The sequence below is a fragment of the Flavobacterium lacus genome (assembly GCF_003268815.1).
Classification (GTDB): Bacteria; Bacteroidota; Bacteroidia; order Flavobacteriales; family Flavobacteriaceae; genus Flavobacterium; species Flavobacterium lacus.
The window spans coordinates 159,686-182,217 of sequence record NZ_QLSV01000001.1; the positions used below are offsets into that span (position 1 = coordinate 159,686).

Genomic DNA, 22,532 nt, shown 5'->3' on the forward strand with positions numbered 1-22,532 from the left:
AATATACATGATTATTTCATTGCTTCAAACCTCGCTAACGGAGCCATTCTTGCTCTATTAAATGACAAACTATTTCCGTTTAAACTATAATTATCTACTTTTTCAAGCATTTCTGCAAATTCTTGCTCGGTTGTCATGTCAGGGCAAGCCATCATGGTGGAAGCTCCTTTTGTGAATTTGATTCGCATTACATCTTCTTTCAACTCAAAACCACCCATCATATTATTACAACCGATAAATGCAGCATAACGGTTTTCTTTGTTTAATTGAATAAACATTTCTTTTTTGGAATCACTAGTATTTTGAACTGGTTCACCGTTTAACTCAACTAGCTTCCATTTATTAAATGTAAATAAGGTCTTTTGAGGTATAAAATTCCCTTTTATTGAATCTGGTGCTGGTGGCGGAGGTGGTGGTGGGATTTCTCCTGAGTCTGATTTCTTTTGCAACACATATTTCTCAGCCAAATCACCTTCAATTTTATTTCCATCCATATCTAATTGTATTAGGTAATTTTCACCAACAAAAAATTGATTTGGGGCATTTTCAATTCCTGACAAAACAATAGTGTTTCCAGCATCATTCCATGTATAAACACCTCGAACTTCATTATTCGATTTTTTCGTTTTATTTATATGTTTCGTTTTAACTAAATATATTGTGTTTAAAATATAACTTTCATCATTTTCTAATTGTAATATGGTTTCAATGCCTTCACAATCGGCACAAGGAAGAATTCCTTCATAAACTCCCATATAATCAAGAGAATTTCGGGCATTGTGATCATCATTAACAACAACTTCTGTTGAATCTACAACCATTGTATCGGTTGTTTCATTTTTATCCTTTTTAGCACAACTTAACACCAAAAAAAATAGAGTCACTAGGGTAATTACTTTTATTTTCACATTTGCTACTTTAAGGTTTATCACAAACTTGCTGCTTTTTGTTTTCAAAAAAATTAAAGTTTACAAAAATCAAACCATTTTTTGTGGTTAAAAGATTTTATCTTTGTTTCAAAATAAAATAATCATGACCGAATTACAACCTATCATAGAAAAAGCTTGGGAAAACAGAGCTTTATTGCAAGAAGAAACTACAATTTCAGCCATTAGAAATGTTATTGATTTATTAGATAACGGAAAACTTCGCGTAGCTGAACCAACAACTAATGGTTGGCAAGTGAATGAATGGGTTAAGAAAGCCGTAGTGATGTATTTCCCAATTCAAAAAATGGAAACGTGGGAAGCCGGTATTTTTGAATACCACGACAAAATGCTTTTAAAACGCGATTATGCCGAAAAAGGAATTCGTGTTGTTCCGCCAGCTGTTGCAAGATATGGTTCATATATTTCCAAGGGCGTAATCATGATGCCAAGTTATGTAAACATCGGAGCGTATGTGGATGAAGGAACAATGGTTGACACGTGGGCAACCGTGGGAAGTTGTGCTCAAATTGGAAAAGATGTTCATTTAAGTGGTGGCGTTGGTATTGGTGGAGTATTAGAACCGCTTCAAGCTGCACCGGTTATTATAGAAGATGGCGCTTTTATTGGTTCAAGATGTATTGTAGTAGAAGGAATTCGGGTGGAAAAAGAAGCCGTTTTAGGAGCAAATGTTGTTCTGACCGGTTCAACAAAAATTATTGACGTGACCGGCGAAAGTCCGATTGAATATAAAGGTTATGTTCCTGCTCGATCGGTGGTAATTCCGGGAACCTATACCAAAAAATTTCCTGCTGGCGAATTTCAAGTTCCGTGTGCGTTGATTATTGGTCAGCGAAAACCTTCGACTGATTTAAAAACTTCACTTAACGATGCGTTGAGGGAATATAATGTGGCGGTTTAAGATGCAAAATTTATCAATAATTATTGTCAATTATAAAGGTTGGAACTCACTAGAAGCTTGTTTGGATTCCTTGCACAATTATGCGTCAAACACGTTTCTTTTTGAGGTAATTATTGTAGATAACTTCTCAAATGACGGTCATTTAAAAATGTTCCAACAAAAATATTCAAACTTTATTTTCATTGAAAATTCAGGAAATAATGGTTTTGCTAATGGTTGTAATGTCGGGGCTAAAAACGCCAAATATGATTTATTTTTGTTTTTGAACCCAGATACAATTATTCTTGAAAATAGCTTAGACATTTTTGTGAGCGACTACGTTAATAATCCGGAAATAGCTTTGCTGTCTTGTTTGCAAATTGACGAAAATAACAGGTACTACAATCAAAAACGTTTATTTCCTACTTTTTTCACCTTTTTTGGCCTTCCTAGGGCGATTTTTCAATGGATTCACAAAACTAAAATCAAACAAATTTTCAGAGAAGATCAGCATTTTTTTTATCCAGAATGGGTAACTGGTGCAGTGATTCTCATCCATAAAAAATGGTTTGAAGCGATAGATGGATGGGACGAATCGTACTGGATGTACATGGAAGATGTTGATTTTTGCAAAAGAATTTCGGCACAAAACGGACGTGTAGCTGTGACAAAGAATTGCACTATTTTTCACAAACACGGTGGTGCCTCTCGGATTAATATTAAAACAAAAGCACTAACTAAAACCGAAGTAATTATTTCAAAACACGTTTATATTACTAAACATTTTTCTAAATTTGTTGGTTTTTTTCTTCATATCAGACTATTTGGTGGAGTCTTTTTAGAAAAAATTGTACTTTCCATTTTATCTATTCCATTATTTTTTAATGTAAAATTAAAAGTAAATACAATTATTTTGTCAAATTATTTTAGGTATGTTTCACATGCAATAAAAAACAATACAATTTTGAGCCCCAGAAGTTTACATTTTAAAAAAAACGCAAGAGGATGAAAAAAATTTTAGTAATTCAACAGAAAATGATTGGTGATGTTTTAGTTAGCTCCATTCTTTGCAAAAATTTACGATTAAGCTTTCCTGATGCTCAAATTGATTATTTGATTTATGAAAGTACGTTACCTGTTGTTGAGGGTTCAACCTCTATTTCTAATTTTATTTTGTTTACGGAAAAAGAAAGAAAAAATAAAATTGCTTTACTAAAATTTGCCTGCAGAATTAGAAAAACAAAATATGATATTGTTATTGATGCTTATTCAAAATTAGAGAGTTTGCTTATTGTTCTCTTTTCTGGAGCTTCCAAAAAAATTTCCTTTAATAAAAAATTTCGAAATTTATTTTATACAGATTTAATCACGAGACATTCCAATTATTCTTCCAATTTAGGGTTGATAATCGAACAGCGTTTGGCTTTGTTAGAACCACTACGTGTTGAAAAAAAAATAACTTTTCCTTCAATTACAGTAAGTGCATCTGAAAAAACTTTTGCTTCAGCTTTGTTTGAAGAGAATGCAATTGACACGCACAAAAAAACTATCATGATAAGTGTTTTAGGTAGTGATAAAACAAAAACTTATCCACTACATTACATGGCTAGTATTATTGATGATCTAGCGGCTAATTTTGATGTAAACTTGTTATTTAATTATTCACCTAATCAACAAGAGGAGGCAAAAAAAGTATATGATTTGTGTACGACTTCAACGCAACAAAAAATATATTTTAAAGTTATTGGAAATTCGATTAGAGAGTTTATAGCTATTATGAATCAATGTGACTTAATTATTGGCAATGATGGTGGTGCAACAAATATGGCAAAAGCACTTCAGAAACCCAGTTTTATTTTGTTCTGTCCTTGGATTGATAAAAAAGGTTGGGCACTTTTGGAAGATGGAAGAAATCATGTTTCATTGCATCTAGAAGAATTTTTACCTGAAGTTTTTTTAAACAAATCGGCTAAAGAAGTGAAAAAAAACTATTCATTTTATTATGAAAAGTTTGAGCCAAAGTTGGTCATTCCTTCTTTATCAAGTTTTCTCAAAAATCATGTTGACAATCCTAGTTAAACAATTAAAATGATAACATTGCTCAACAATGAATATGTTGTGTGAATTTAATATTGACTAATCCCTTTACTAATTTTAATGATTTTATTTTTTCGATTAAACTCGCGAATTTGATGGTTTTTTTTCCAGATTTCTTCACTGGCATAGCCTCTTTTGTGATCTAAATGCAAACAAACAGCACTATACCTAATTTGTTTTGAGAGCAAACCTAAATTAAACAATCGCTCGCCAACTTCTCTATCTAATCCGCCGTATTGCATCTCTTCGTTAAAACCATTAATTGCCAATAAATCGGCTTTAAAACAAGAAGTATTATGTCCGTTAAATGTTCTTTTGGTAGGAGTTAACCAATTCATAAAGGCTGCAAAAAATCCAACTTTGGTTAGTTTTGACAACTTAAACGTTTTGGGCACACCGTTTTTAATCAACCAAGAAATTGAAAAACAATCCTGACTTTTAATAATATCTAGTGAAATTTTTTGAGAAGTTTCCATTGGTAACTTAAAATAGCCTCCAGAAAGAAAATATCCTTCTTCTTTGTGTTTTAAATGTTGGGCAACAAAATCTTTTCTTGGAATACAATCACCATCTGTAAAAAGCAGATAATCGGTAGTTGTTTTTAAAATCGCTTTGTTTAAAATTTTACATTTTTGAAATCCTTGATCTTCTTGCCAAACGTGAATAATAGGATATTTGAAAACATTTTTAAACGAGTCGATCACTTCTTTTGTTTTTTCATTAGAACCGTCATCAGCGATAACCACTTCAAAATCCTGCTCGGTTTGGATACTATAGCCAACGAGAACCTTTTGGAGCCAATCTTCTGAATTATAAGTGGTAATAATTAGCGATAATTTCATCTAAAGAATAAAAAGTGAAAATACTACTTTTTCCAGAACTTTAATTTCTTTTTTATTCTTTTTTTCCTGTGAAAACCATATTGAAAATCTTCCGTATACTTCCACATGGTTTCAAAAACAGTATTTTCATCTTCACCTGAAAGTTTTGCATATTCATTACTCATGATTGCTATCATTTCCTTCTGAGGAGTCAAGCGAGATAGGTTTTTCATTCGACTTTGAAAATCTAATGTTTTATGAAATTTCATTCGATTTAAATCGACCAAATAGAAAGAATAATTGGCATTATTTTCCTTTTTTATTAAAGTATTACCGGGAGAATGATCTAAAAATTCAATTCCTTTTTGATGCAATAGATAAGAAAACCTAGTAAATTGTCTTAAAATTGTTTCTCGATCGGGATAGTTCGGAACTTCTACCAACTCACGGTAGGTTAAATCGCAATTCAAATGTTCGCTAACATAATAGCTATCTTTTAAACCTAGCCAATCAAAATTCTCAAAATAAGCAATGGGTTGCGGTGTGCCGATTTTGTTTTCTAACAACTTATTTGCAAATTCAAAGGAACGTCTCGCTTTTGATTTTCTGAAATAACGGTAAATTATTTTGTTAAAAAGGTTTGGGATTTTAAAGGATTTTACATTAATTGTAATTTCATTAAATTCAAAAAGTTTGATTTTATTTCGTTTTCTATCATCAAATAGTTTTCCTTTTTGATTGAAATATTGAATGATATCAATAATTTTTTCTTTATCAACATTTTGTTGAATAAAAAAGGATGATTTCATATTTTTAGTAGATAAATAAATCCTTGAATTTTTGTTGAGCTTCTGATGTTTTTAAATACTTTGGTAAATTATACGATAAATCAACCACTTCAAATTCCATCTCTCTTCCAAATAAATCTTTGCCCTTTTTTATCAAGTGGCTAATTTTATCAAAATTTTTAAATTCTTCTAAATTGTATTCCGTGTGCGAAAACGATTCTAACTTTTCAATAATTTTTTTGGCTCCACCAATATAAGTAAAATGCCATCCAGCATTTGGAATAATTTCATATACTTCCCCTCTTCGTTTAGTTCGCATAATTATTTTTCTAATTCGATAAGGTTTTTTCTTCAAAAATTTATAAGGTAATAATGCGGTACAATGCCAAATACCATCTTTAGATTCCTCTTTAGAAATGTTACTTCCGCCATCATAAGTGAGCTTATTGTTTAAATAATACATAAACATATCCATTTTTAACCCATATATTTTTTGAATCCCTTTTTCTAATTGAATTTTAATCACTTCCGAATTTGGAATCTCATCCACATCCGAAATCATAATAATATCATCGGGTTTACAATCAACTAATCCTTTCACAACCGAATCACGTTGAAAAAATTCAATTTTCCAAGGAGAAAACGGATTAATAACAGGGACAAACAAAGGATATTTGGTAAGTTTTATATGTATTATTTTATGCAAATATTTTGAAAATCGCTCTTTATTTTCCTCAAAAATGAACGGTTTTTTGGTGTTTTGAAAAGTTCTGTCAGCTTCAACTAAAACAAATTTATCAACCACACCATCCAATTCATTCAATCTAATTTCCAACAAATCCAATTCATTGAAAAAAATAAAACAATCATATAACATAATGTATTTTTTTACAAATATAAAAAAATATCCTAACTTGCCTGCTTATTTACAAGTATGAAAAATAAACTTAAATGTTCGCTGGTAACTCCAACATACAATTGGCCTGAAGCCTTGGAATTATTGTTGTTGAGCATAATGAATCAAACCATTTTGCCGAATGAAGTAATTATTGCAGATGATGGTTCAAGAGAAGATACAAGAATAGCAATAGAAGATTTTCAAAAAAAATTCCCCGTTCCTTTAATCCATATTTGGCATGAAGACATTAAAAACAGGAAACCCAGAATAATGAATCAAGCCATTGCTAAAGCGCAATACGAGTACATTATTGAAATTGATGGCGATATTATTATAAATAAACATTTTGTGGAAGACCATCTGCAATTTGCTCAAAAAGGGTTTTATCTTTTTGGTTCAAGAGTAAATATTCAAGCATCTCTTTTAAAAGAGCTTTTTTTTAAAAAAATCACTCATTTTGATTTCTTTTCAAAAGGAATTAAAAAACGAGGCAGAACAATTCGTATTCCATTTATGATGAACTTTACCAAAATTGTAGAAAAGAGATCTTCAAAACTTAGAGGATGTAACATGTCTTTTTGGCGTGAAGACTTTATAAAAGTCAATGGTTTTAATGAAGATTTGGTAGGTTGGGGAATTGATGATTCTGAAATGATTGAACGATTGCATAACATTGGAATCAAAGGCAAACGTTTAAAATTTGCCGGAATTGCCTACCATATTTATCACAACGAACAATCAAAAAGTCACCTTGAAATTAACCACGAAATTGAACGTCAAACCAAAGAAAAGAAATTGACTTACATTGAAAAAGGTATAAACCAATTTTTATAATATGTTTGATATTGCCGTAATTTTAATCAACTATAATTCAAGTCAACTTAGTATTGATTGCATAAAGTCTATTTACGAAAAAACGTCAAACGGTATAAATTTTCAAGTAATTATTACAGACAATTGTTCTGAAATAGAAGATTTTGAAAATTTAAAAAGCTTTTGCGACAATTCAAATTTACCCCATCTAACACTGCTTGTAAATAGTGCGAATACTGGATTTGGCGGAGGAAACATGTATGGTTTTAACCAAGCAAACGCAAAATACTTAGCTTTTGTTAACAATGATACTCTCTTTTTAAATGATTGTTTGGCAATTTTAAAAAAACAGCTGGACATTAATAACTCAATAGGAATTGCTGGTGCTCAGGCTTACAAAGAAGGCAATAAATTTTTGATTTCACTCGATCATTTTGCCTCACCAACTAGAGAGATACTTGGAAGAGGCTTTTTAGAATTAATTAATCCTAAAAAATATCCCAAACGAAAAAAAAAATACAACGCCCCAATCCAAGTAAATTTTATTCCGGGTAGCTTTATGTTTTTAAAAACCAAAGATTTTATTGATGCTGGTGGATTTGATAAGCAAATTTTTTTATACTATGAAGAAACCGATTTATGTTTGCGATTAGCCAATATAAATAAGTATGCTTATCTGATTCCTGAGGCTGAATTTATTCATTATCACGGAGCAAGTACCGAAAAATCACTAGCCATAAAAAAAGAACTTAAAATTTCGTTATTATACGTAATGAGGAAACATTATGGAAATTTTGGTTATCAATCTGTCAGGTTGTTTCTGCTTTTCAAATACGGATTAAGTAGTTTAATTAAAGCTAAAAACAGACCTTTGTTTTCATTAATTTGGAGAGGTGCTCCAATGAGTGAATCACTACAATACAAACAAAACTAATCATGCAAGACATCAACACCGAAATCCACAACGCCTTCCAAGTCATCCAAAACGGAGGCATCATCCTCTACCCGACCGATACCGTTTGGGGAATTGGTTGTGATGCTACCAATCCGGAAGCCGTTAAAAAAATCTATGCCCTCAAAAAAAGAGAAGAATCCAAAAGTATGATTGTGTTAATGAATGGCGAAAAAATGATGTACACTGTTTTTGCAGCCATCCCCGAAGTAGCTTGGCAAATTCTGGATTTATCGGAGAAACCAACGACTTTAATTTTAGACAATCCACGAAATGTTGCTCCAAATATTATTGCCGAAGACCAATCGTTGGCCGTTCGTATAGTGAAAGAACCCTTTTGTTTTAAATTGATGGAACGCATGAAAAGACCGCTGGTTTCTACATCGGCAAACATCTCCAGTCAACCTACTCCAAAATCATTTAAAGAAATCAGTCCCGAAATTATTAAAGGTGTAGACTATGTTGTAAATTTGCACCGCGAAAAAATTTGTGACAAGCCATCCACGATTATTAAATTGACGTTGGATAGTAAAGTTCAGATTATTCGGAAATAAAGTTATACGCTACGAATAATTATAGTTTTTCGCCACTGATTCGCTGATTCTTTTTAAAATTTTTATAAACCAAAATAATTAATATATGCCTGAATATCTGTACGAAAATGAAAGTTATAAAATAATTGGAATTTTATATGAAGTTCATAAAAATCTAGGAAAAGGGTTTTCTGAAATAGTTTACAAAGATGCATTAGAATATGAATTCAATAAAAATAATATTCCATTTGAAAGAGAAAAAGAATATAAAGTAAATTATAAAGACACAGTCTTAAAACACAAATTTTATGCTGATTTTGTGGTGTTTGATAAAATAATTTTAGAAATTAAATCTACTGATTCGTTTGTTAACAATCACTATGCTCAATGTCTAAACTATTTAAAAGTTTCAAAAAAATAAACTAGCTTTATTAGTAAACTTTAACCAAACATCAGTTGAATACAAAAGAATTATAAATTCCAAATAAATCAGCGAATCAGCGGCTAAAATAAAAAATGAATTACACACAAGCCCTACATAACCCCATCTTCAAAATTATCTCACAAGCAGCAAATGAACTTGGTGTTGAAAGCTACGTAATTGGTGGCTTTGTACGTGATTTTTTGCTAGAAAGAGATTTCAAAAAAGACATCGATATTGTAGCCATTGGAAGCGGAATCGAACTGGCTCTCAAAGTTTCAGAACTACTTCCCAACAAACCAAAAGTGCAGGTTTTTAAAAACTACGGCACCGCCATGCTTCGTTTTCAAGAAATTGATATCGAATTTGTAGGTGCCCGAAAAGAAAGCTATCAATTTGAAAGTCGAAATCCGATTGTGGAAAATGGAACCTTGCAAGACGATCAAAACCGGCGTGATTTTACCATCAATGCTTTGGCTTTTTCATTGAATGAAAAAAATTATGGCGATTTAATCGATCCTTTCAATGGAGTGGAAGATTTGGAAAATAAAATCATCAGAACACCTTTAGATGCTGACATCACTTTTTCGGATGATCCACTGCGAATGATGCGTGCCATTCGTTTTGCTTCGCAATTAAATTTTACGATTGAAGAAAAATCATTGACTTCCATTTCTAAAAATTGTGAACGCATCAACATCATTTCCGGTGAACGAATTGTAGAGGAGTTAAACAAAATTTTAGCAACCGAAAAACCGTCAATAGGATTTATTTTAATGTATCAAACCGGATTATTGGATTTGATTTTACCGGAACTGACCGCTTTAAATCAAGTAGAAGAAATGGAAGGTCACACCCACAAAAACAACTTTTATCACACCTTAGAAGTCGTCGATAACATTTGTCCCAATACCAAGGATGTTTGGTTGCGTTGGGCAGCGTTGTTGCATGATATCGGAAAAGCTCCCACCAAAAAGTTCAACAAAAAACAAGGTTGGACGTTTCACGGACACGAATTTTTAGGTGGAAAAATGGTCAAGAGAATCTTCGAGCGTTTACACATGCCACAAAATCATAAAATGAAATTCGTTTCCAAATTGGTGATGTTGAGTTCAAGACCGATTGTTCTTTCACAAGATTTAGTGACCGATTCTGCTGTGCGCCGTTTGCTATTTGATGCCGGCGAAGACATTGAAGATTTGATGATTTTATGCGAAGCTGACATTACCACTAAAAATCCCAATAAATTTAAAAAATACCATAATAATTTCAAAATCGTTCGTCAAAAAATTGTGGAAGTGGAAGAACGCGACCATGTGCGAAATTTTCAACCACCCATTTCCGGGGAAGAGATTATGGCTATTTTCAATTTAAAACCTTCTCGTGAAATTGGGGTTTTGAAAGAGGCAATTAAAGAAGCGATTTTAGAAGGTGAAATCCCGAATGAATATGATGCAGCATACGCTTATATGCTGAAAAGAGCTGAAAAATTAGGATTGCAAATACTAAAAAATTAACTATAAGATTAACTTTTGTTTATAAAAGCCAATCAGCAAAAGTGCTGTAATTTTGCATTAAGTTTATAAAACATGAAAACGAACAAACCCGTTATAATTTGGCTTCTTTCCGGCTGTGTCTTATTGTTTATTATGGTGATGGTGGGTGGTATCACTCGCCTTACCAACTCCGGACTTTCGATGACCGATTGGCATTTGGTGACCGATACTTTTCCTCCCACATCCGACCAAGCGTGGAATGAAGCATTTGAAGAATACAAGAAATTTCCCGAATACCAAAAAATCAATATTCATAATGATTTTACCATGGATGATTACAAATTCATTTATTTCTGGGAATGGTTTCACCGCTTCATCGGAAGAATTATTGGTATTGTTTTCATCATTCCATTTGTATATTTTTTGATTAAGAAAAAATTAGACGCTTCAACTATAAAAAAATGTATCATCCTTCTATTGATGGGTGGATTTCAAGGTTTTTTAGGATGGTTTATGGTCAAAAGCGGTTTAATTGACAATCCCGATGTGAGTCATTATCGTTTGGCTTTGCACTTAACTTTTGCATTCATCACGTTTGCTTATACACTTTGGGTGGCGTTGGATTTAATTTATCCCAACAAAATTGAAGTGATTTTACCGTTGCGAAAATTAGCTCGAATTGCGATGGTGGTTTTAATCATTCAAATCATTTATGGTGGATTTGTCGCCGGATTAAACGCCGGATTAATTCACAATCACTGGCCGTTGATGAGTGAAGGAAAAGTGATTCATGAAACCGTTTGGATTGAACAACCAACCATAGTAAAAAATTTAACCGAAGGAAAAAGTGGTGTGCAATTCGTTCATCGAACGTTAGCCTATGTAGTCGTTGGTTTGATGATTTTATTGTTTATAAGAAGTAAAAAATATACGCTTTCAGCACTTCAATCAAAATCAGTTAAAACATTGGTTTTATTTGTATTTATTCAATTTATTTTGGGTATTTTTACGCTTTTATTTCATGTACCGCTTTGGCTGGGATTAGCTCATCAATTGATGGCTTTTTTATTACTAAGTGCCATGACATTTACTTTGCATCGCTTTAGTAAATAAATTTCAGACTATATTGTCGCATTTTTTTGTTAGAATACATTACATGTCTAAACTCGCCGCTCAGGATAAATTTTTAGATTTATCCGATTATGGTAGAACGTTCGGAAGAATTTTTGCTTTACAATTAAAAAACACACGCTTTACACCGATCCATGTGACGCTACTTTTTGGCATCAGTGGATTAATTGCGATGTATTGCATCCTTTATCAACATTATGTTTGGGCTGCTTTTTTCATTATTCTTAAATCGATTATTGATGCGGCCGATGGTGAATTGGCTCGACTGAAAAAAACGCCTTCCTATTCAGGCAGGTATTTGGATAGTATATTTGATATTTTCCTGAATTTTGGTTTTTTAATGGTCATTTGCTATGTTTCATCCACCTCTTTGTGGTTTACGATTGTAGCTTTTTGGGCTATTCAGTTGCAAGGAACATTATACAATTATTACTATGTCATCTTACGAACAAAATCGGTGGGTGGTGATTCGACCAGTAAAATTTTTGAATACAAAACACCCAAAGCGTTGCCGGGAGAAAGTCAGGAATTAGTGAACATTCTTTTTAAAATTTATACTGTTGTTTATGGACAATTTGACGAAATTATTCACTTTTTAGATGCGGATGCCTACAAAGTAAAAACCTTTCCAAACTGGTTTATGACCTTACTTTCTGCTTATGGATTAGGTTTTCAATTGTTAATTATTGCCATTATGCTTCCACTGGGTTGGATAGAATGGATTGTACCTTTTTTTGTAATCTATTCGATTTTGTTATTTGTGTTGATTGGAATTAGAAAAATATGGATTCATTAAAAAAGCCTTTCCAAAAATGAAAAGGCTCTATAAATTATTGCTGAAATCCTGCTTTAAAACGCCGTATTAATCGAAAGCGTAAAACCGGTACTTTCCGGAACAAAACGACAAACGCCACCCACACACACTAAACCACCACGTTGACGACCATAATTCATGGCAATACGCGTTGAATTGATTCGGTAGGCTCCACCAAAATTGTAGTAATGTTTTTGTTTAGATGTGTCATCATTTCCATAATTGATAATATCCCAAACATAGAAAGAATATTTATCATTTAAGTTCAGTTCAACCGTTCCTCCTGCCCAATTTTTAAAATCGGTGTCTGCCCATAAATGTTCTGCTTCAAAACGGATGGACTTGTTGGATTCAAAGTTATAAACGGCTTCTGCTGTAACGATATTCGTTCGAACATCCGAACTTCCATCTTCTACCCAAGGCTTGTTGTAATATTGATTGATGTAGTAAAATCCCGTTCGCCAATTTTCAGACAATTGTTTTTTAACTTCTAAATTATAATCGGAAAAATATTTTGTTCCTACTCCAAAAAAGTTTGTTTCATAATCAGCCGGAGTTAATCGATATTGGCCTGGTAAATTATACCACGATGCCATATTTAAAGCTACTTTCGTTCCATATTTGCCGCCTATTTTTGTGTCTTTGGCAAACTCATAAAAAATATCAATTTGACCACCGGTTTCTCCTACTTTTAAAATTCGTGGGTCTTTGAAATCAAAACCAACTTGAGCTTGATAAACATAAATATTGGCTAAATTAGAATGGTGTTGTTTGGTGAGTGCCGGTGTAAAATTCAAAACTTTATCATTAAAATTTAAACTGGTATTTTCACCGGATACGGTTGGAACTCTTTCGGATAAAAAAGTCATATTTTCGGTTCTGCGTAAGGTAGCATCGATACCCAGACCTTGTTTAGAATAACCCAAATTTAAACTAACCGCATTACCATCTCTGATTAAATCTTCATCCAATGTGTTACTAATTCGGTTTAAAACGGCATCTTTGGATTTGTAATTGTATTCAAAATTTGAATAAAATGAATTTATAGAATAATTGACTCTTCCGGAAATTCCATGTGTAATTTCATCAAAATTTGGATTTTCAATGGATAAATCAATGGCTTCATCCCTCCCTACATAACTCAATCCAAACGACAAATCTGATTTATCCAATTTTAATAATTGTGCTAATTGAAAATCGGAATCAAATCCATATATGCCTCCGTTAGATACATCAAAACCGGTACGTTGCTGTCCGTACAAAGCAGTCAATCGAACATTATCAGAAGGGCGGTAAATTATTCTTCCGCCACGTAAAGCCGTATTAATTCCCAATGGTCTGTCCTCCCAAGCACGAAGCAACATTCCACTACCAAATTGTTCATAGAAATAACCTGCCGTTAGGTCAAATTTATTGGTTTTGTAGTTGATGAAATAAGTAGCAACGTTGGTTCCTTCAAACTCAGGATTATAATTTAATAGCGCATTTTTTTCATACGCTTCCACTTGAACACCGGCTGTCCAACCTTTGATTTGATAATTTAAAAACAAATAACTATTGGAACGAAGTGGATCTTCCGGTTGAATGATTCCGCGACCTTTGTCATTCAAATACCATTGCGAGATAGATTCAAATCCACCAAAAACTCTCCCGTAATCTTTTTTAACTTCGGTAGAATCTACTTGAGCAAAGGTTAAAACGGAACAGCCTAAAAAAGCTGTTAGGACTATATTTTTAAATTGCATTTTAAAGTTGTTTCAATTTGTTAAACAACTCTTTTTCTGCACCTTGACTATATCCATTATGTACATACACAATCTTTTGATTTTTCACAACCACCGTATAAGGAACATTGGCAATAGACAAAGCTCGTTTTAAATCTTGATTGGTATCTAACAAAACGGTGTAAGGCCAATTCTTTCCATTTAAAAGTGGTTTGACTCTTTTTTGTGTTCGCGTGTCATCTATCGAAACAGCAACAACTTCCATATTCACTTCCTTGATCCACTCGGCATAATTTTCTTTAATGGCATCGAGTTCATTTAAACAAGGGGCACACCAAGTTGCCCAAAACGTGAAGACATATAATTTATCTTTTTCATTAAAATCAGTTTTAACATTAAATGGTTTGTTGTCGTTTGATTTTAAAGAAACATTAGGCATTTGTTTTTGAGCATGAAGGGAAAAGCTTGAAATAAAAAGTAGGATAAAAAAAATATTTTTCATTGTAAATGTGGTTTGAAAAAAGTAGTTAGGTTAGTATTTGTTTGTTTTACGAATTTAGGACAATATTAAAAAAATACTTTCAATTTAAGTTTATTAGTTAATAAAATGTTTAAAAAAATTTAATGAAATGTGAATTCTTTTAAAAAAAAGTATATTTTTGGAGATTATTAAACTATAGCTAAACTATTAATTAACAAACCACTAAACAATTTTAATTAACAAACCACTAAACCATGAAAAAAACATTACTTTCAGCACTTTTGCTGACATTTGGTTATGCTAGTAGCCAGACTTTCGTTAATACCACACCTGAAAACAAAAAAGTTATCTTAGAGGAATTTACAGGTGTAAATTGTGTTTTTTGTCCTCAAGGCCATGTAATTGCCAACAATATTAAAAATGCCAATCCTGCTAATGTATTTTTGATTAACATTCATACTGGAAATTTTGCTACACCAAGTGCAGGACAACCTGATTTTAGAACACCTTTTGGAACTGCAATTGCAAGTCAATCCGGATTAACCGGTTACCCGGCGGGGACAGTAAATCGCTCTGTATTTACCGGTTTGTCTCAAGGAGTTGCTGGAACAACTGCTATGAACAGAGGAAGCTGGTCTAATGCTTCAAATCAAACTTTGAATCAAAGTTCATATGTTAACGTTGGTGTTCAGGGTGTGATTGATGCTCAAACTAGACAGTTAACAGTAACTGTAGAAGTTTACTATACAGGAAATAGTCCTGTTAGTACTAACAAACTAAATATTGCCCTTTTACAAAACAATACTTTTGGACCACAAACAGGCGGTAACATGGGGAATAATTACAACCACATGCACCGTTTAGTGCACATGATCACCGGTCAATGGGGTACTGATATTACTACCACTTCAGCAGGCTCTTTTTATACGCAAACATTTAATTATACGATACCGGCTGCTTATAATAACATACCTGCAGAAATTGGTGAAATGGAATTTGTTGCATTTGTGACAGAGACACAACAACGAATTATTAGTGGTAATGGTGCAAAACCAACTTTTACCGGTTTAGCTGCTAATGATGTAAAGTTAAAAAGTATCGAAGGAATTAGTTCACAGTGTTTAACATCATTAAGTCCAAAAGTGACTATTCAAAACATGAGTCAAACTGCTTTGACAAGTTTACCGATCGAATATAGCATTAACTCGGGAGAAATTTCTACTTTCAATTGGACAGGTAATCTTGCTCCGTTAACTAGTACTGTAGTTCAATTACCAGCTTATAATTATTCGTTAAATCCGACCAACACTCTAAATGTAAGCATCCCGAATGATGACAATAATGCCGACAATAGCGGTAGTACAAACTTCAATAAAGCCATTGAAACAGACCAAACAAACATCACAATAAAAATCACAACAGATGCGTATGGTACAGAGACAACGTGGAATTTAAAAAATGCTGCTGGGGTCAATGTAGCCCAAGGAGGTCCTTATACAGATGCTGCTGCGGCTGGTGCATACCCCCAGCCAGATGTTAACGTAACTTTGCCAAATGATTGTTACACTTTTACAATAAACGATTCTTTTGGAGATGGGATAAATAGTGCTGCATACGGTTTTGGTGGATATCAAATTTTAGCAAACGGTGTTTTAATTCCAGGTATGAATGGTGGTGTCTTTGGAAGTTCGGATACAAGAAAGTTTGGTGTTAATAACAATTTGAGTATCGATAATTTCAATGCTTCACTAATTAAATTTTATCCAAATCCAACCAATGGATTGGTAACTGTTTCATTACCTGAATCGGCTACAATTACGTTAACAGATTTAAGCGGAAAACAAGTTTTAATTAGCCAAGTAGAATCGGGCGAATCAGAGCTAAACTTAGGCTCACTTTCAAGTGGATTATATTTAATCAATTTCTCTGGTGACAATTTCTCCAAAACAGATAAAATCATTATTAGATAAATTAAATAAGGGTGTTGAAAATACATTTAACACCCTTATTCCTAAAAATCTATTTTTTTTATTAGATTTGTAACTACTAAAACTTCAAAAATGAAAAAAATCACATTATCCATTTTATTTTCTTTGGTGTTTTTCAATGCATTTTCTCAATTTATTTTTAGAAAATCAGACGGAACAGCCATCACTAACGGAACAATTTTAACGTATGGTCCGGGAAATAACTACCTTAACTTTAGAGTACAAAATACAAGTAATCAAGACCTTGATGTCAAAATAAAATGTACCAATCTAATTAACACAACAGGAACTCAGTTTGAGCTTTGTTATGGAGGATCGTGTTATGACAGTGTTTCTTTAAATGGCGTATATCCTGACTATGAAAACATTTTGGCTCCTGGTCAAAGTAATCCTTCTCAAGGAGATCATTTTGTTAATTTCAATGTAGGAAATGGACAAATAATGGAATTACACTTTTCCGTTTATGCACTTGGTTTTGAAAACGATGCAATCAATTTTATTTATCGTTTTGACCCGCTATTAAGTCTCAACTCGTTTGAAAATTTATCATCTATTGGTATAAATATTGAAAACACAACGATTAGCGGTGATTTCAAATTCAATACAACGCAAAACGGAAACCTTTCGATTTTTAATTTAAATGGCCAGTTGATTAATGAGTATAAATTTACAGAAGGTGCTCACAACGTTAACTTAACGTCATTGAGTTCAGCTGTTTACATTGCTAATTTTATAACAACTGATGGGAAAACTTCCTCAATTAAAATAATAAAAAACTAAATCAATGAATAAATTTGGTTTAATAGGTTTTTTCGTTGCTCTTTTCTGCTGCTTTTCTTGCAGTAACGAGTACAAAATTTTAGAACCCGTAGAATCAATCAGTTTAACAGCTGATAGTTCTGTTAAAGTGATTGGAGAAACAATTGTATTTTCGGTCACTACTAATTCTGGAACTAATATAACCGAAGAAGCTACAATTTTTGTAAATAATACGCTTATTGACGGTAATACTTTTACAGGTTCCGAAACGGGTGATTTAATGATAAAAGCAGAATACCTAGGAGTTGAATCTGCTCCCATCACGATACGATTTCATGATGGCTCAGAGACTAATTTTATCAAACGTGTTTTAATAGAAGATTATACCGGAACATGGTGTGGTAATTGTCCAAGAGTGAATCATGCTGTAGAATTGGCTTATGCACAAACTGATAAAATTGTGACAGTTGGCATACATCGTTCAAGCTCAAATCCGGCCGATGCTAACTATGATCCCTTTAATTTCGACACATCTGAACTAGAAGCAATTGTTAACATTTCCGGATATCCGAGGGCACTTTTAAATAGAATGACGCGATGGACACCTTTGGAACAGAATAACATCACACAAGTGATCAACCTAACACAAGGTGAAAATCCAAAATTAGGCTTAGCGATGACTACTTCAATTGATGGTTCTACACTCAATCTGGAAACCAATGTAAAATTTAGTAAAAACTTTTCAAATATTAAACTTGTAATTTATGTTTTGGAAAATGGTTTAATTTATGACCAAGTTAATTACACTAATTTTTACACAGGTCCGGGTACGATTTCAAATTTTCAGCACAACCATGTACTCAGAGCTTGTTTAACGCCTCTTTTGGGTGAATCAATTGCAAATAGTAACTCCGGTCTTGGTCAAACCTATACCAAAACTATTTCTGTTCCTGTTCCAAGTAATATTGCGAACTTAAACAATATCGAGTTTGTTGCTTTTATAGTTGATGAAAATAATAAAAGTATTAATGTGAGAAAAGCGGGCGTGGGAGAGAATCAAGATTTTGAAGAGCTTTAAAAACATATATGCAACATACAAAGACTGCTAATTTTGGCAGTCTTTTTTTATTCTAACCAATCCTTAAAATCATTCACACGTTCGCGACTCACAATGACCTCATCAGCTTTGTAAGTTGGTAAAATGACTTTTAATCGTGAATTGCTATACACCACAATATCCTTAATTGTTTTGAAAGGAATGATGAATTTCCGACTCACTCTAAAAAATTCCTTCGGATTTAATTCGGTTTCCAATTGTTCTAAAGTAGAATCTAAAAGATAATCGCGATTGTCCAAGGTGTGCAAATAAGTTCCTTTGTTTTCACTATAAAAACATTCTACTTCCTCAATAGAAATCATTTTCAGATGTTCTCCTATTTTAATGGTAAATCTTTTTTTATACGTTTTTTCTAACGGATTAACCAGCATTCGTTTTATCATCTCAAAATCTAGTGAACTTATACTATTTTTTTGAAATTGATTTTTGAATTTTGAAATTGCAATTGAAAGTTCATCTTCATCAATAGGTTTAAGCAAATAATCAATACTATTTAACTTGAAAGCACGCAAAGCATATTCATCAAAAGCGGTAGTAAAAATGACAGCACTTTTGATTTCTACTTTTTCAAAAATTTCAAAGGATAATCCGTCAGATAATTGAATGTCTAAAAAAATTAAATCCGGGTGCTGATTGTTTTCAAACCAGTGCAATGCTTCTTCCACAGAATGCAAAAGCGTTTCAACTTGCAATCCTAATTTTTCAACTTTCCGTTGCAATAATCGGGCGGCGGGTTTTTCGTCTTCGATGATGATGATTCTCATGCTATTAATGGTAATGGGTTATTGGTAAATGACAATAGGAATTAAACCGTAAACTGCAAGTGTAAACTGAGACTAAAAACTGACTACAGTAACTATTCCCATTTCTTGTTTTTTTCTTTATCCATCAATTCTCTGATTTTTCGTTCTTCCCAATTAGCTCCTAAAAACCATTGCGGAACAAACACCGAAAATCCGTGTGCTACTAAACCAATTCCCCAGAACAAGAGTGTCGTAAAATTTTTGTACTGAAAATAAGATTCTCCGGGTTCTAAATTTTGAAAATTTACAATTACAATCATCAAATTAATGATTACATAAACAGTAGCATGTGTGTAAAATCCTTTTATTTTTTTCACTCGTTTAAGAGCTTCTTGGTATTTTATTTCGTCTTGAGTATTCATAATTTAGTCGGTTTTTATTACTATTTATTCTTGTTTTTTTCCTCTTCCATAAATTGTTTAATCTTTCGATTTTCCCAATCACTACTAAAAATCGTATCGGTGCCAAAAACACCTATTCCGTGAAACAACACCCCAATTCCCCATCCAATCATTGGATAAAAAAACCAATAATGCTCAGGTGAGTAGTTTAAATTAACGAAGGTTAATAATAAAATAATGAAAATGTAGGCGGCCAAATGGCTGTAAAATCCTTTGATTTCTTCTACTTTCTTGCTTGCTTTTTGATATCTTTCGTAATCATCTTTCGTTTCCATACTTACAACGTTTAATTCCATTTATTTTTTTGTTTGTCTTCCTTGTCTAAAATCTCCTGAATTTTTCTTTCTTCCCAAGATTTTCCGTAACCAAAAGTCTCCAAGGCATGAAAAGTCAAGCCCAATCCCCAGCCTAACATTGGGAACCAAAACCACTGGAATTTTGAGGTATTCAAATTCACAATAATTAAAACCGGTATAACTATGCAATAGGAGATTAAGTTACCATAAAAACCTTTTAGCTTTTCTACACGGTCTTTAGCTCTCAAATAAGCTGTGTTTTCATTGTATTTTAATTGTGTTTCCATAATTGAAATTTGTTTTGTTAAAATAGGTAGTAGTATTTTAAATGTTTTTTCTGTTTCTTCTACTAGCACTTTTCGTTGGGTTAAAATAGCATAACGGTTAACTATATTTTGTAATCCAACGCCTTTTCTGTCTGATAGCACCTCTTTCTTTTGCAAATTGTTTTCAACAACCAATTGGTTATTCTCGATGTAAATTTTAATATGCAAGGGTTTGCTCTCACTCACCACATTGTGTTTGATGCAATTTTCTAACAATAATTGTAAGGATAACGGAACTACTTTTGCTTCTTCAGTAATAAAATCCTCCGGTAGTTCGAATGTGATGCTGTTTTCAAAACGCATTTTCAATAAATTCATATACGTTTTAGCAAAAGCCAATTCTTCTGAAACCGGAACCAACTCCTTATCTTTTTGTTCCAAAACATAGCGGTATATTTTAGACAAGGAAGTCGTAAACTTTTGAGCACTGTCCGGATTTTCTTCTATCAATGAACTCAAAACATTCAAACTATTAAACAAAAAATGCGGGTCAATTTGATTTTTTAAACTCTCAAACTGTGCCGAAGCTGTTCCTGCTATGACTTTCTGCTCTTTGACTTTATTTTCCTGATAGGCTTTGTAAAAATAAAAAGCATGAATTCCTAATGTTATTATGAGCGTAATCACCATCGCCACGATATAATTGGATGGCTTTTCGGTGGATAAAAATTCACTTAATGATTTCTTTTCAATGATCACATCTTCAAAAATCCGCATTAAAAAGATAACAAACATGGAAACAACAAACGAAAGTATTCCTCCAATGACTATTCTTTTGCGATTAAAGCGATTGTTCTTGAAAATATCATCTAGCTTACTGAATACAAAACTATTGGCAAAGTATAAAGAATATCCATACAACATGGTATAACCAAAATTGACAAGCAAATTTAGATCGACATTAATTTTTCTTCCGTTCAAAAGTTGAATAAAAACTAAGACAATAAAAATACTGATGCTAATCAACGTTGCTCTGGGAAATTCTTTGATATACTTTTGCATTGTTGTTATTTTTTACAGGTTTTTGCCACTTCTAGTGCTCTGTCTACACCCCATTTAGGATGAAAAACAGTTTGAGGTTTAAAAGTAGCAAAAAGTTCAATAGATTTATCAATTTCCAAACACATTGGTTTAATGTCTGTTCCAAAAAAACGTGCGGACCCCATTTCAAATTCAGCTTTACTTAACACTACTCGTGGATTATTAGGCTCAATATGCGCTGCTTTTCCGTACAATTCCATTACTTTTCCTGATAATTTCATGCCATTGGTCATCGGGTCAAAAGAAATCCAAGCGGTATGAATCATGGCTTGCATTACTAATAATTCTGCGTTATTTGGGTATTTACTTAACTCAACATCTAATGCCGATTGTGCTTTGGTGAGCAATGCGTTCATTTGATCTTTATCTTTTGTAGAAAAAGCGGTTGTGGTGTTCACTAAAGCAACATAATAATTGGGTAACCAACTTTCCTTTTCTGCTGAAGCAATTCGTTCAAAAACAGCAGAAGCTTCTGTGTTTTTTCCCTCTCCCCAAAGTGCGAATGCTTTTCCCATACCTTGTTCAAACTGACCCTGTGAAAATAATTGTGAAGTCACAAGTAAAACGATGGTAATGATAATTTTTGTCATGATATTAGATTTTAATTGTTATTTTTTTGTTTTCGTTAATTTTAAATTTTGCATCTGCATATTTTGGTGGTCCCATGAATCCTTTTGCTCCGTTTGAACAAGCGTAATCTTCTTTCGGTATTCCAAACCATCCTGTTTCCAATTTTCCGTTTTCATTTTCATCATGAAATAATGAAATAGCAAATTCTCCGGCTGGCAAATGATCAAATTCAACAATTGCTTCTTGATTTTTAATGGCAACTATTTTTCCGAAATATAATTTTCGTAAAAAATTATTTTCTCCTTGGTACAAACCAACAACAACTTGCCCTTTATTGTTTTTCAATCCTGTTACATGAACGGTTAGTTTGTTTTGCGCAAATGCATGGCTACTAAAGCACAAAATCATCATAAATAGTAATTTTTTCATATCGTA

25 protein-coding genes are annotated in these 22,532 nt (G+C 32.7%); 13 read left to right on the forward strand and 12 right to left on the reverse strand.

All coding sequences use genetic code 11. The features are described from left to right. Positions 1–11: 11 nt before the first annotated feature. Positions 12–908, reverse strand: a complete 897-nt coding sequence (locus B0I10_RS00725) for a copper resistance protein NlpE N-terminal domain-containing protein (RefSeq protein ID WP_220086183.1) — start codon at positions 906–908, stop codon at positions 12–14. A gap of 124 nt (positions 909–1,032) precedes the next feature. On the opposite strand from B0I10_RS00725, the gene B0I10_RS00730 reads away from it, so the two are divergent. From B0I10_RS00730 to B0I10_RS00740, 3 genes are read left to right on the forward strand one after another with little or no spacing between them, the layout of a single operon-like run. Next, positions 1,033–1,848, forward strand: coding sequence for a 2,3,4,5-tetrahydropyridine-2,6-dicarboxylate N-succinyltransferase (locus B0I10_RS00730; RefSeq protein WP_112084573.1), 816 nt, complete (start codon positions 1,033–1,035; stop codon positions 1,846–1,848). A 1-nt stretch (position 1,849) separates the two neighbouring features. Continuing rightward, positions 1,850–2,836 carry a glycosyltransferase family 2 protein gene (locus B0I10_RS00735; protein WP_181456864.1) on the forward strand — a complete coding sequence of 329 codons (987 nt, stop codon included), beginning with the start codon at positions 1,850–1,852 and terminating at the stop codon, positions 2,834–2,836. Further along, the gene (locus tag B0I10_RS00740; protein WP_245942922.1) at positions 2,833–3,906 is read left to right on the forward strand and encodes a glycosyltransferase family 9 protein; all 1,074 of its coding nucleotides are present in this window, start codon (positions 2,833–2,835) and stop codon (positions 3,904–3,906) included. The genes B0I10_RS00735 and B0I10_RS00740 overlap by 4 nt, the downstream gene beginning before the upstream one ends. Positions 3,907–3,953: 47 nt before the next feature. Here B0I10_RS00740 and B0I10_RS00745 read toward each other — a convergent pair whose 3' ends face one another. Genes B0I10_RS00745 through B0I10_RS00755 form a run of 3 tightly spaced genes read right to left on the reverse strand, consistent with a single transcriptional unit; the run spans position 3,954 to position 6,410 of the window. Then, positions 3,954–4,766 carry a glycosyltransferase family 2 protein gene (locus tag B0I10_RS00745; protein WP_112084575.1) on the reverse strand — a complete coding sequence of 271 codons (813 nt, stop codon included), beginning with the start codon at positions 4,764–4,766 and terminating at the stop codon, positions 3,954–3,956. 23 nt (positions 4,767–4,789) lie between these two features. After that, on the reverse strand, positions 4,790–5,554 hold the full coding sequence (locus B0I10_RS00750) for a lipopolysaccharide kinase InaA family protein (protein ID WP_112084576.1): 765 nt from the start codon (positions 5,552–5,554) through the stop codon (positions 4,790–4,792). A gap of 4 nt (positions 5,555–5,558) precedes the next feature. Continuing rightward, on the reverse strand, positions 5,559–6,410 hold the full coding sequence (locus B0I10_RS00755; RefSeq protein WP_112084577.1) for a glycosyltransferase family 17 protein: 852 nt from the start codon (positions 6,408–6,410) through the stop codon (positions 5,559–5,561). A 57-nt stretch (positions 6,411–6,467) separates the two neighbouring features. On the opposite strand from B0I10_RS00755, the gene B0I10_RS00760 reads away from it, so the two are divergent. The 7 genes from B0I10_RS00760 (at position 6,468) to B0I10_RS00790 (ending at position 12,573) form a co-directional block, all read left to right on the forward strand. Next, positions 6,468–7,265: a glycosyltransferase family 2 protein gene (locus B0I10_RS00760; protein WP_112084578.1), complete on the forward strand. Its 798-nt coding sequence runs from the start codon at positions 6,468–6,470 to the stop codon at positions 7,263–7,265. A 1-nt stretch (position 7,266) separates the two neighbouring features. Continuing rightward, positions 7,267–8,178 carry a glycosyltransferase family 2 protein gene (locus tag B0I10_RS00765; RefSeq protein WP_112084579.1) on the forward strand — a complete coding sequence of 304 codons (912 nt, stop codon included), beginning with the start codon at positions 7,267–7,269 and terminating at the stop codon, positions 8,176–8,178. A gap of 2 nt (positions 8,179–8,180) precedes the next feature. Next, positions 8,181–8,750: an L-threonylcarbamoyladenylate synthase gene (locus B0I10_RS00770; RefSeq protein WP_112084580.1), complete on the forward strand. Its 570-nt coding sequence runs from the start codon at positions 8,181–8,183 to the stop codon at positions 8,748–8,750. Between the two features lie 85 nt (positions 8,751–8,835). After that, positions 8,836–9,150, forward strand: a complete 315-nt coding sequence (locus B0I10_RS00775; RefSeq protein ID WP_317047169.1) for a GxxExxY protein — start codon at positions 8,836–8,838, stop codon at positions 9,148–9,150. 95 nt (positions 9,151–9,245) lie between these two features. Further along, entirely contained in the window at positions 9,246–10,667 is a 1,422-nt protein-coding gene (locus B0I10_RS00780) for a CCA tRNA nucleotidyltransferase (RefSeq protein ID WP_112084581.1), read from the forward strand. Positions 10,668–10,739: 72 nt separating this feature from the next. Continuing rightward, a complete protein-coding gene (locus B0I10_RS00785; protein WP_112084582.1) occupies positions 10,740–11,759 on the forward strand; it encodes a COX15/CtaA family protein in 1,020 nt (339 codons plus the stop codon). Positions 11,760–11,802: 43 nt separating this feature from the next. Continuing rightward, on the forward strand, positions 11,803–12,573 hold the full coding sequence (locus B0I10_RS00790; RefSeq protein ID WP_112084583.1) for a CDP-alcohol phosphatidyltransferase family protein: 771 nt from the start codon (positions 11,803–11,805) through the stop codon (positions 12,571–12,573). 53 nt (positions 12,574–12,626) lie between these two features. Here B0I10_RS00790 and B0I10_RS00795 read toward each other — a convergent pair whose 3' ends face one another. Both B0I10_RS00795 and B0I10_RS00800 read right to left on the reverse strand, forming a co-directional pair. Further along, a complete protein-coding gene (locus B0I10_RS00795) occupies positions 12,627–14,336 on the reverse strand; it encodes a DUF6029 family protein (RefSeq protein WP_220086184.1) in 1,710 nt (569 codons plus the stop codon). Position 14,337: 1 nt separating this feature from the next. After that, positions 14,338–14,817: a TlpA family protein disulfide reductase gene (locus B0I10_RS00800; RefSeq protein WP_112084584.1), complete on the reverse strand. Its 480-nt coding sequence runs from the start codon at positions 14,815–14,817 to the stop codon at positions 14,338–14,340. Positions 14,818–15,050: 233 nt separating this feature from the next. On the opposite strand from B0I10_RS00800, the gene B0I10_RS00805 reads away from it, so the two are divergent. The 3 genes from B0I10_RS00805 (at position 15,051) to B0I10_RS00815 (ending at position 18,621) form a co-directional block, all read left to right on the forward strand. Next, on the forward strand, positions 15,051–16,766 hold the full coding sequence (locus B0I10_RS00805; RefSeq protein WP_112084585.1) for a T9SS type A sorting domain-containing protein: 1,716 nt from the start codon (positions 15,051–15,053) through the stop codon (positions 16,764–16,766). A gap of 90 nt (positions 16,767–16,856) precedes the next feature. Beyond that, positions 16,857–17,564 carry a T9SS type A sorting domain-containing protein gene (locus tag B0I10_RS00810; protein ID WP_112084586.1) on the forward strand — a complete coding sequence of 236 codons (708 nt, stop codon included), beginning with the start codon at positions 16,857–16,859 and terminating at the stop codon, positions 17,562–17,564. Between the two features lie 4 nt (positions 17,565–17,568). Next, positions 17,569–18,621, forward strand: coding sequence for an Omp28-related outer membrane protein (locus B0I10_RS00815; protein ID WP_112084587.1), 1,053 nt, complete (start codon positions 17,569–17,571; stop codon positions 18,619–18,621). Positions 18,622–18,668: 47 nt separating this feature from the next. Here B0I10_RS00815 and B0I10_RS00820 read toward each other — a convergent pair whose 3' ends face one another. The 6 genes from B0I10_RS00820 to B0I10_RS00845 form a co-directional block, all read right to left on the reverse strand. Next, a complete protein-coding gene (locus B0I10_RS00820) occupies positions 18,669–19,424 on the reverse strand; it encodes a LytR/AlgR family response regulator transcription factor (protein ID WP_112084588.1) in 756 nt (251 codons plus the stop codon). 92 nt (positions 19,425–19,516) lie between these two features. After that, the gene (locus tag B0I10_RS00825) at positions 19,517–19,825 is read right to left on the reverse strand and encodes a 2TM domain-containing protein (protein WP_112084589.1); all 309 of its coding nucleotides are present in this window, start codon (positions 19,823–19,825) and stop codon (positions 19,517–19,519) included. A 20-nt stretch (positions 19,826–19,845) separates the two neighbouring features. Next, positions 19,846–20,160, reverse strand: coding sequence for a 2TM domain-containing protein (locus B0I10_RS00830; protein ID WP_245942923.1), 315 nt, complete (start codon positions 20,158–20,160; stop codon positions 19,846–19,848). After that, a complete protein-coding gene (locus tag B0I10_RS00835; protein WP_112084590.1) occupies positions 20,151–21,488 on the reverse strand; it encodes a 2TM domain-containing protein in 1,338 nt (445 codons plus the stop codon). The genes B0I10_RS00830 and B0I10_RS00835 overlap by 10 nt, the downstream gene beginning before the upstream one ends. 5 nt (positions 21,489–21,493) lie before the next feature. Continuing rightward, positions 21,494–22,117, reverse strand: a complete 624-nt coding sequence (locus B0I10_RS00840; protein WP_112084591.1) for a hypothetical protein — start codon at positions 22,115–22,117, stop codon at positions 21,494–21,496. 4 nt (positions 22,118–22,121) lie between these two features. After that, a complete protein-coding gene (locus B0I10_RS00845) occupies positions 22,122–22,526 on the reverse strand; it encodes a DUF2141 domain-containing protein (RefSeq protein WP_181456865.1) in 405 nt (134 codons plus the stop codon). Positions 22,527–22,532 lie beyond the last annotated feature (6 nt).

Bases quoted from the DNA above. Each gene is read 5' to 3' on its own strand.
- B0I10_RS00730 (WP_112084573.1), top strand. From the start codon at position 1,033: ATGACCGAATTACAACCTATCATAGAAAAAGCTTGGGAAAACAGAGCT.
- B0I10_RS00735 (WP_181456864.1), top strand. From the start codon at position 1,850: ATGCAAAATTTATCAATAATTATTGTCAATTATAAAGGTTGGAACTCA.
- B0I10_RS00740 (WP_245942922.1), top strand. From the start codon at position 2,833: ATGAAAAAAATTTTAGTAATTCAACAGAAAATGATTGGTGATGTTTTA.
- B0I10_RS00745 (WP_112084575.1), bottom strand. From the start codon at position 4,766: ATGAAATTATCGCTAATTATTACCACTTATAATTCAGAAGATTGGCTC.
- B0I10_RS00750 (WP_112084576.1), bottom strand. From the start codon at position 5,554: ATGAAATCATCCTTTTTTATTCAACAAAATGTTGATAAAGAAAAAATT.
- B0I10_RS00755 (WP_112084577.1), bottom strand. From the start codon at position 6,410: ATGTTATATGATTGTTTTATTTTTTTCAATGAATTGGATTTGTTGGAA.
- B0I10_RS00760 (WP_112084578.1), top strand. From the start codon at position 6,468: ATGAAAAATAAACTTAAATGTTCGCTGGTAACTCCAACATACAATTGG.
- B0I10_RS00765 (WP_112084579.1), top strand. From the start codon at position 7,267: ATGTTTGATATTGCCGTAATTTTAATCAACTATAATTCAAGTCAACTT.
- B0I10_RS00770 (WP_112084580.1), top strand. From the start codon at position 8,181: ATGCAAGACATCAACACCGAAATCCACAACGCCTTCCAAGTCATCCAA.
- B0I10_RS00775 (WP_317047169.1), top strand. From the start codon at position 8,836: ATGCCTGAATATCTGTACGAAAATGAAAGTTATAAAATAATTGGAATT.
- B0I10_RS00780 (WP_112084581.1), top strand. From the start codon at position 9,246: ATGAATTACACACAAGCCCTACATAACCCCATCTTCAAAATTATCTCA.
- B0I10_RS00785 (WP_112084582.1), top strand. From the start codon at position 10,740: ATGAAAACGAACAAACCCGTTATAATTTGGCTTCTTTCCGGCTGTGTC.
- B0I10_RS00790 (WP_112084583.1), top strand. From the start codon at position 11,803: ATGTCTAAACTCGCCGCTCAGGATAAATTTTTAGATTTATCCGATTAT.
- B0I10_RS00795 (WP_220086184.1), bottom strand. From the start codon at position 14,336: ATGCAATTTAAAAATATAGTCCTAACAGCTTTTTTAGGCTGTTCCGTT.
- B0I10_RS00800 (WP_112084584.1), bottom strand. From the start codon at position 14,817: ATGAAAAATATTTTTTTTATCCTACTTTTTATTTCAAGCTTTTCCCTT.
- B0I10_RS00805 (WP_112084585.1), top strand. From the start codon at position 15,051: ATGAAAAAAACATTACTTTCAGCACTTTTGCTGACATTTGGTTATGCT.
- B0I10_RS00810 (WP_112084586.1), top strand. From the start codon at position 16,857: ATGAAAAAAATCACATTATCCATTTTATTTTCTTTGGTGTTTTTCAAT.
- B0I10_RS00815 (WP_112084587.1), top strand. From the start codon at position 17,569: ATGAATAAATTTGGTTTAATAGGTTTTTTCGTTGCTCTTTTCTGCTGC.
- B0I10_RS00820 (WP_112084588.1), bottom strand. From the start codon at position 19,424: ATGAGAATCATCATCATCGAAGACGAAAAACCCGCCGCCCGATTATTG.
- B0I10_RS00825 (WP_112084589.1), bottom strand. From the start codon at position 19,825: ATGAATACTCAAGACGAAATAAAATACCAAGAAGCTCTTAAACGAGTG.
- B0I10_RS00830 (WP_245942923.1), bottom strand. From the start codon at position 20,160: ATGGAATTAAACGTTGTAAGTATGGAAACGAAAGATGATTACGAAAGA.
- B0I10_RS00835 (WP_112084590.1), bottom strand. From the start codon at position 21,488: ATGCAAAAGTATATCAAAGAATTTCCCAGAGCAACGTTGATTAGCATC.
- B0I10_RS00840 (WP_112084591.1), bottom strand. From the start codon at position 22,117: ATGACAAAAATTATCATTACCATCGTTTTACTTGTGACTTCACAATTA.
- B0I10_RS00845 (WP_181456865.1), bottom strand. From the start codon at position 22,526: ATGAAAAAATTACTATTTATGATGATTTTGTGCTTTAGTAGCCATGCA.